This is a genomic window from Acinetobacter sp. NBRC 110496 (assembly GCF_000876115.1).
GTDB lineage: Bacteria > Pseudomonadota > Gammaproteobacteria > Pseudomonadales > Moraxellaceae > Acinetobacter.
In genome coordinates this window covers 1-7,535 of sequence record NZ_BBTF01000089.1, presented here as the reverse complement: position 1 = coordinate 7,535, position 7,535 = coordinate 1, and the positions used below count along the sequence as shown (strand labels likewise).

Genomic DNA, 7,535 nt, shown 5'->3' with positions numbered 1-7,535 from the left:
CTGTTTCTTGTTGCTGTGACTGACCATTAAAGTCTCAAAAATGACATTAATGTTCTAAACTTTAACAATATAGTTGTAAACTCAAAGAGGAAGTTTGAATGAATATTACGAAAAAATCAGATTCAATACTTGTGGTATTTTTTAAGTTGTTTCTTTGTAGCAGTGCATTTGTTGCATGTATTTTATTTGGATTTTGGTTGAGTCCAATGCAAGTACCATCCCCAATAGTCATTTTTATATCACTTGCAATCACCGTTTTATTTACTTATTGGATATTTGGAATAGGTAAACTCAAACATAAGTAAATTTACAACTATTATGTCATAAATGGATTGGTTATCTAAACTCAAAGTTCATTGAGTTTAGAACTATAATGTAAATTTACTGAATCATACCTAATGTAAGTTATTGATTTTATGATTCATCAGTTTAAGTCTTTAATGTGCAAAGACATCAGGCAACGACGGGCTGCTGCCGGCCATCAGCGGACGCAGGGAGGACTTTCCGCAACCGGCCGTTCGATGCGGCACCGATGGCCTTCGCGCAGGGGTAGTGAATCCGCCAGGATTGACTTGCGCTGCCCTACCTCTCACTAGTGAGGGGCGGCAGCGCATCAAGCGGTGAGCGCACTCCGGCACCGCCAACTTTCAGCACATGCGTGTAAATCATCGTCGTAGAGACGTCGGAATGGCCGAGCAGATCCTGCACGGTTCGAATGTCGTAACCGCTGCGGAGCAAGGCCGTCGCGAACGAGTGGCGGAGGGTGTGCGGTGTGGCGGGCTTCGTGATGCCTGCTTGTTCTACGGCACGTTTGAAGGCGCGCTGAAAGGTCTGGTCATACATGTGATGGCGACGCACGACACCGCTCCGTGGATCGGTCGAATGCGTGTGCTGCGCAAAAACCCAGAACCACGGCCAGGAATGCCCGGCGCGCGGATACTTCCGCTCAAGGGCGTCGGGAAGCGCAACGCCGCTGCGGCCCTCGGCCTGGTCCTTCAGCCACCATGCCCGTGCACGCGACAGCTGCTCGCGCAGGCTGGGTGCCAAGCTCTCGGGTAACATCAAGGCCCGATCCTTGGAGCCCTTGCCCTCCCGCACGATGATCGTGCCGTGATCGAAATCCAGATCCTTGACCCGCAGTTGCAAACCCTCACTGATCCGCATGCCCGTTCCATACAGAAGCTGGGCGAACAAACGATGCTCGCCTTCCAGAAAACCGAGGATGCGAACCACTTCATCCGGGGTCAGCACCACCGGCAAGCGCCGCGACGGCCGAGGTCTTCCGATCTCCTGAAGCCAGGGCAGATCCGTGCACAGCACCTTGCCGTAGAAGAACAGCAAGGCCGCCAATGCCTGACGATGCGTGGAGACCGAAACCTTGCGCTCGTTCGCCAGCCAGGACAGAAATGCCTCGACTTCGCTGCTGCCCAAGGTTGCCGGGTGACGCACACCGTGGAAACGGATGAAGGCACGAACCCAGTTGACATAAGCCTGTTCGGTTCGTAAACTGTAATGCAAGTAGCGTATGCGCTCACGCAACTGGTCCAGAACCTTGACCGAACGCAGCGGTGGTAACGGCGCAGTGGCGGTTTTCATGGCTTGTTATGACTGTTTTTTTGTACAGTCTATGCCTCGGGCATCCAAGCAGCAAGCGCGTTACGCCGTGGGTCGATGTTTGATGTTATGGAGCAGCAACGATGTTACGCAGCAGGGCAGTCGCCCTAAAACAAAGTTAGAAAAGGAAAAGTATGAGCAAGTTATCTGTATTCTTTATATTTTTGTTTTGCAGCATTGCTACCGCAGCAGAGTCTTTGCCAGATTTAAAAATTGAAAAGCTTGATGAAGGCGTTTATGTTCATACTTCGTTTGAAGAAGTTAACGGGTGGGGCGTTGTTCCTAAACATGGTTTGGTGGTTCTTGTAAATGCTGAGGCTTACCTAATTGACACTCCATTTACGGCTAAAGATACTGAAAAGTTAGTCACTTGGTTTGTGGAGCGTGGCTATAAAATAAAAGGCAGCATTTCCTCTCATTTTCATAGCGACAGCACGGGCGGAATAGAGTGGCTTAATTCTCGATCTATCCCCACGTATGCATCTGAATTAACAAATGAACTGCTTAAAAAAGACGGTAAGGTTCAAGCCACAAATTCATTTAGCGGAGTTAACTATTGGCTAGTTAAAAATAAAATTGAAGTTTTTTATCCAGGCCCGGGACACACTCCAGATAACGTAGTGGTTTGGTTGCCTGAAAGGAAAATATTATTCGGTGGTTGTTTTATTAAACCGTACGGTTTAGGCAATTTGGGTGACGCAAATATAGAAGCTTGGCCAAAGTCCGCCAAATTATTAAAGTCCAAATATGGTAAGGCAAAACTGGTTGTTCCAAGTCACAGTGAAGTTGGAGACGCATCACTCTTGAAACTTACATTAGAGCAGGCGGTTAAAGGGTTAAACGAAAGTAAAAAACCATCAAAACCAAGCAACTAAATTTCTAACAAGTCGTTGCAGCACGCCACTACGTGGCTGGACAGTTTGTAAGTTGCGCTTTTGTGGTTTGCTTCGCAAAGTATTCCACAACGCGCAACTTACAAACTGCCGCTGAACTTAGCGTTAGGCATCACAAAGTACAGCATCGTGACCAACAGCAACGATTCCGTCACACTGCGCCTCATGACTGAGCATGACCTTGCGATGCTCTATGAGTGGCTAAATCGATCTCATATCGTCGAGTGGTGGGGCGGAGAAGAAGCACGCCCGACACTTGCTGACGTACAGGAACAGTACTTGCCAAGCGTTTTAGCGCAAGAGTCCGTCACTCCATACATTGCAATGCTGAATGGAGAGCCGATTGGGTATGCCCAGTCGTACGTTGCTCTTGGAAGCGGGGACGGATGGTGGGAAGAAGAAACCGATCCAGGAGTACGCGGAATAGACCAGTCACTGGCGAATGCATCACAACTGGGCAAAGGCTTGGGAACCAAGCTGGTTCGAGCTCTGGTTGAGTTGCTGTTCAATGATCCCGAGGTCACCAAGATCCAAACGGACCCGTCGCCGAGCAACTTGCGAGCGATCCGATGCTACGAGAAAGCGGGGTTTGAGAGGCAAGGTACCGTAACCACCCCAGATGGTCCAGCCGTGTACATGGTTCAAACACGCCAGGCATTCGAGCGAACACGCAGTGATGCCTAACCCTTCCATCGAGGGGGACGTCCAAGGGCTGGCGCCCTTGGCCGCCCCTTATGTCAAACGTTAGATGCACTAAGCACATAATTGCTCACAGCCAAACTATCAGGTCAAGTCTGCTTTTATTATTTTTAAGCGTGCATAATAAGCCCTACACAAATTGGGAGATATATCATGAAAGGCTGGCTTTTTCTTGTTATCGCAATAGTTGGCGAAGTAATCGCAACATCCGCATTAAAATCTAGCGAGGGCTTTACTAAGCTTGCCCCTTCCGCCGTTGTCATAATCGGTTATGGCATCGCATTTTATTTTCTTTCTCTGGTTCTGAAATCCATCCCTGTCGGTGTTGCTTATGCAGTCTGGTCGGGACTCGGCGTCGTCATAATTACAGCCATTGCCTGGTTGCTTCATGGGCAAAAGCTTGATGCGTGGGGCTTTGTAGGTATGGGGCTCATAATTGCTGCCTTTTTGCTCGCCCGATCCCCATCGTGGAAGTCGCTGCGGAGGCCGACGCCATGGTGACGGTGTTCGGCATTCTGAATCTCACCGAGGACTCCTTCTTCGATGAGAGCCGGCGGCTAGACCCCGCCGGCGCTGTCACCGCGGCGATCGAAATGCTGCGAGTCGGATCAGACGTCGTGGATGTCGGACCGGCCGCCAGCCATCCGGACGCGAGGCCTGTATCGCCGGCCGATGAGATCAGACGTATTGCGCCGCTCTTAGACGCCCTGTCCGATCAGATGCACCGTGTTTCAATCGACAGCTTCCAACCGGAAACCCAGCGCTATGCGCTCAAGCGCGGCGTGGGCTACCTGAACGATATCCAAGGATTTCCTGACCCTGCGCTCTATCCCGATATTGCTGAGGCGGACTGCAGGCTGGTGGTTATGCACTCAGCGCAGCGGGATGGCATCGCCACCCGCACCGGTCACCTTCGACCCGAAGACGCGCTCGACGAGATTGTGCGGTTCTTCGAGGCGCGGGTTTCCGCCTTGCGACGGAGCGGGGTCGCTGCCGACCGGCTCATCCTCGATCCGGGGATGGGATTTTTCTTGAGCCCCGCACCGGAAACATCGCTGCACGTGCTGTCGAACCTTCAAAAGCTGAAGTCGGCGTTGGGGCTTCCGCTATTGGTCTCGGTGTCGCGGAAATCCTTCTTGGGCGCCACCGTTGGCCTTCCTGTAAAGGATCTGGGTCCAGCGAGCCTTGCGGCGGAACTTCACGCGATCGGCAATGGCGCTGACTACGTCCGCACCCACGCGCCTGGAGATCTGCGAAGCGCAATCACCTTCTCGGAAACCCTCGCGAAATTTCGCAGTCGCGACGCCAGAGACCGAGGGTTAGATCATGCCTAGCATTCACCTTCCGGCCGCCCGCTAGCGGACCCTGGTCAGGTTCCGCGAAGGTGGGCGCAGACATGCTGGGCTCGTCAGGATCAAACTGCACTATGAGGCGGCGGTTCATACCGCGCCAGGGGAGCGAATGGACAGCGAGGAGCCTCCGAACGTTCGGGTCGCCTGCTCGGGTGATATCGACGAGGTTGTGCGGCTGATGCACGACGCTGCGGCGTGGATGTCCGCCAAGGGAACGCCCGCCTGGGACGTCGCGCGGATCGACCGGACATTCGCGGAGACCTTCGTCCTGAGATCCGAGCTCCTAGTCGCGAGTTGCAGCGACGGCATCGTCGGCTGTTGCACCTTGTCGGCCGAGGATCCCGAGTTCTGGCCCGACGCCCTCAAGGGGGAGGCCGCATATCTGCACAAGCTCGCGGTGCGACGGACACATGCGGGCCGGGGTGTCAGCTCCGCGCTGATCGAGGCTTGCCGCCATGCCGCGCGAACGCAGGGGTGCGCCAAGCTGCGGCTCGACTGCCACCCGAACCTGCGTGGCCTATACGAGCGGCTCGGATTCACCCACGTCGACACTTTCAATCCCGGCTGGGATCCAACCTTCATCGCAGAACGCCTAGAACTCGAAATCTAACGTCCGTTCGGGCATCGAGGTCCATGTCGGGGTGGGACGGGCCCGTGGCTTCAAGATCACTTGCAGTCCGACCGCGATGTCTTGGTTGCGCGAGAGGTTGTCGATATCCTCCACTTCCATCATCAACCCTGGATAATGCCGCCGCCGTCATCGCCGCCGACGCCCGTGCCGGGCTTTTCGGGCCTGTCAGGCTTGCTCGGCCTTCAGCCTGCCTGGGCGAGATCTCCGGCGGACGGATTAACGGCGGAGCTTCGCCGCCTTTCGTGCGTGTGAAGGCCGAAGATAGTTCTCTCAAAAACATCCGTTTATGAGAGATACCAAATGTCATTTTCAGAAGACGACTGCACCAGTTGATTGGGCGTAATGGCTGTTGTGCAGCCAGCTCCTGACAGTTCAATATCAGAAGTGATCTGCACCAATCTCGACTATGCTCAATACTCGTGTGGGCTCTGTTGCAAAAATCGTGAAGCTTGAGCATGCTTGGCGGAGATTGGACGGACGGAACGATGACGGATTTCAAGTGGCGCCATTTCCAGGGTGATGTGATCCTGTGGGCGGTGCGCTGGTATTGTCGCTATCCGATCAGCTATCGCGACCTTGAGGAAATGCTGGCGGAACGCGGCATTTCGGTCGACCATACGACGATCTATCGCTGGGTCCAGTGCTACGCCCCGGAGATGGAGAAGCGGCTGCGCTGGTTCTGGCGGCGTGGCTTTGATCCGAGCTGGCGCCTGGATGAAACCTACGTCAAGGTGCGGGGCAAGTGGACCTACCTGTACCGGGCAGTCGACAAGCGGGGCGACACGATCGATTTCTACCTGTCGCCGACCCGCAGCGCCAAGGCAGCGAAGCGGTTCCTGGGCAAGGCCCTGCGAGGCCTGAAGCACTGGGAAAAGCCTGCCACGCTCAATACCGACAAAGCGCCGAGCTATGGTGCAGCGATCACCGAATTGAAGCGCGAAGGAAAGCTGGACCGGGAGACGGCCCACCGGCAGGTGAAGTATCTCAATAACGTGATCGAGGCCGATCACGGAAAGCTCAAGATACTGATCAAGCCGGTGCGCGGTTTCAAATCGATCCCCACGGCCTATGCCACGATCAAGCATGGGCATGCTCAACCACCATTTCGCAGCAGCCGCCTGATCGGCGCAGAGCGACAGCCTACCTCTGACTGCCGCCAATCTTTGCAACAGAGCCCTCAATAACGTGATCGAGGCCGATCACGGAAAGCTCAAGATACTGATCAAGCCGGTGCGCGGTTTCAAATCGATCCCCACGGCCTATGCCACGATCAAGGGATTCGAAGTCATGCGAGCCCTGCGCAAAGGACAGGCTCGCCCCTGGTGCCTGCAGCCCGGCATCAGGGGCGAGGTGCGCCTTGTGGAGAGAGCTTTTGGCATTGGGCCCTCGGCGCTGACGGAGGCCATGGGCATGCTCAACCACCATTTCGCAGCAGCCGCCTGATCGGCGCAGAGCGACAGCCTACCTCTGACTGCCGCCAATCTTTGCAACAGAGCCTCCGTCGCCATGCTCACCTCGCTTTGGTGCACACGAGTATTGAGCATAGTCGAGATTGGTGCAGATCACTTCTGATATTGAACTGTCAGGAGCTGGCTGCACAACAGCCATTACGCCCAATCAACTGGTGCAGTCGTCTTCTGAAAATGACATTAAATGCGCCTAGCGCATTTTCCCGACCTTAATGCGCCTCGCGCTGTAGCCTCACGCCCACATATGTGCTAATGTGGTTACGTGTATTTTATGGAGGTTATCCAATGAGCCGCCTGACAATCGACATGACGGACCAGCAGCACCAGAGCCTGAAAGCCCTGGCCGCCTTGCAGGGCAAGACCATTAAGCAATACGCCCTCGAACGTCTGTTCCCCGGTGACGCTGATGCCGATCAGGCATGGCAGGAACTGAAAACCATGCTGGGGAACCGCATCAACGATGGGCTTGCCGGCAAGGTGTCCACCAAGAGCGTCGGCGAAATTCTTGATGAAGAACTCAGCGGGGATCGCGCTTGACGGCCTACATCCTCACGGCTGAGGCCGAAGCCGATCTACGCGGCATCATCCGCTACACGCGCCGGGAGTGGGGCGCGGCGCAGGTGCGCCGCTATATCGCTAAGCTGGAACAGGGCATAGCCAGGCTTGCCGCCGGCGAAGGCCCGTTTAAGGACATGAGCGAACTCTTTCCCGCGCTGCGGATGGCCCGCTGCGAACACCACTACGTTTTTTGCCTGCCGCGTGCGGGCGAACCCGCGTTGGTCGTGGCGATCCTGCATGAGCGCATGGACCTCATGACGCGACTTGCCGACAGGCTCAAGGGCTGATTTCAGCCGCTAAAAATCGCGCCACTCACAAC

9 protein-coding genes and 1 pseudogene are annotated in these 7,535 nt (G+C 54.8%); 9 read left to right on the top strand and 1 reads right to left on the bottom strand.

Going from position 1 to position 7,535, the window contains the following annotated elements; genetic code table 11:
* Positions 1-582: 582 nt before the first annotated feature.
* Positions 583-1,596: a class 1 integron integrase IntI1 gene (gene intI1 / locus Aba26S_RS20115; RefSeq protein WP_000845054.1), complete on the bottom strand. Its 1,014-nt coding sequence runs from the start codon at positions 1,594-1,596 to the stop codon at positions 583-585.
* Positions 1,597-1,748: 152 nt separating this feature from the next.
* On the opposite strand from intI1, the gene Aba26S_RS20110 reads away from it, so the two are divergent.
* From Aba26S_RS20110 to Aba26S_RS20070, 9 genes and pseudogenes are all read left to right on the top strand, one after another.
* Positions 1,749-2,489: a subclass B1 metallo-beta-lactamase IMP-1 gene (locus Aba26S_RS20110; RefSeq protein WP_003159548.1), complete on the top strand. Its 741-nt coding sequence runs from the start codon at positions 1,749-1,751 to the stop codon at positions 2,487-2,489.
* 147 nt (positions 2,490-2,636) lie between these two features.
* Positions 2,637-3,191, top strand: coding sequence for an aminoglycoside N-acetyltransferase AAC(6')-Ib4 (locus tag Aba26S_RS20105; protein WP_003159191.1), 555 nt, complete (start codon positions 2,637-2,639; stop codon positions 3,189-3,191).
* A 168-nt stretch (positions 3,192-3,359) separates the two neighbouring features.
* Positions 3,360-3,707, top strand: coding sequence for a quaternary ammonium compound efflux SMR transporter QacE delta 1 (locus Aba26S_RS20100; protein WP_000679427.1), 348 nt, complete (start codon positions 3,360-3,362; stop codon positions 3,705-3,707).
* On the top strand, positions 3,701-4,540 hold the full coding sequence (gene sul1, locus Aba26S_RS20095; RefSeq protein ID WP_000259031.1) for a sulfonamide-resistant dihydropteroate synthase Sul1: 840 nt from the start codon (positions 3,701-3,703) through the stop codon (positions 4,538-4,540). Before Aba26S_RS20100 ends, sul1 begins: the two co-directional genes overlap by 7 nt.
* A 127-nt stretch (positions 4,541-4,667) precedes the next feature.
* Positions 4,668-5,168, top strand: a complete 501-nt coding sequence (locus tag Aba26S_RS20090; RefSeq protein WP_000376623.1) for a GNAT family N-acetyltransferase — start codon at positions 4,668-4,670, stop codon at positions 5,166-5,168.
* 506 nt (positions 5,169-5,674) lie between these two features.
* Positions 5,675-6,373 (top strand): IS6 family transposase, encoded by a 699-nt coding sequence (locus tag Aba26S_RS20085; protein ID WP_081408475.1) that lies wholly within the window; start codon positions 5,675-5,677, stop codon positions 6,371-6,373.
* Positions 6,366-6,632, top strand: a pseudogene (locus Aba26S_RS20080) (DDE-type integrase/transposase/recombinase); the annotation flags it as partial. The gene Aba26S_RS20085 and the pseudogene Aba26S_RS20080, both read left to right, overlap by 8 nt.
* 311 nt (positions 6,633-6,943) lie before the next feature.
* Complete coding sequence (locus Aba26S_RS20075) at positions 6,944-7,195, top strand: antitoxin ParD (protein ID WP_011205807.1); 252 nt, start codon at positions 6,944-6,946, stop codon at positions 7,193-7,195.
* Positions 7,192-7,503 carry a type II toxin-antitoxin system RelE/ParE family toxin gene (locus Aba26S_RS20070; RefSeq protein ID WP_011205808.1) on the top strand — a complete coding sequence of 104 codons (312 nt, stop codon included), beginning with the start codon at positions 7,192-7,194 and terminating at the stop codon, positions 7,501-7,503. Before Aba26S_RS20075 ends, Aba26S_RS20070 begins: the two co-directional genes overlap by 4 nt.
* Positions 7,504-7,535 lie beyond the last annotated feature (32 nt).

Coding starts and splice junctions, on each gene's coding strand:
- intI1 (WP_000845054.1), bottom strand. CDS start 1,596: ATGAAAACCGCCACTGCGCCGTTACCACCGCTGCGTTCGGTCAAGGTT.
- Aba26S_RS20110 (WP_003159548.1), top strand. CDS start 1,749: ATGAGCAAGTTATCTGTATTCTTTATATTTTTGTTTTGCAGCATTGCT.
- Aba26S_RS20100 (WP_000679427.1), top strand. CDS start 3,360: ATGAAAGGCTGGCTTTTTCTTGTTATCGCAATAGTTGGCGAAGTAATC.
- sul1 (WP_000259031.1), top strand. CDS start 3,701: ATGGTGACGGTGTTCGGCATTCTGAATCTCACCGAGGACTCCTTCTTC.
- Aba26S_RS20090 (WP_000376623.1), top strand. CDS start 4,668: ATGGACAGCGAGGAGCCTCCGAACGTTCGGGTCGCCTGCTCGGGTGAT.
- Aba26S_RS20085 (WP_081408475.1), top strand. CDS start 5,675: ATGACGGATTTCAAGTGGCGCCATTTCCAGGGTGATGTGATCCTGTGG.
- Aba26S_RS20075 (WP_011205807.1), top strand. CDS start 6,944: ATGAGCCGCCTGACAATCGACATGACGGACCAGCAGCACCAGAGCCTG.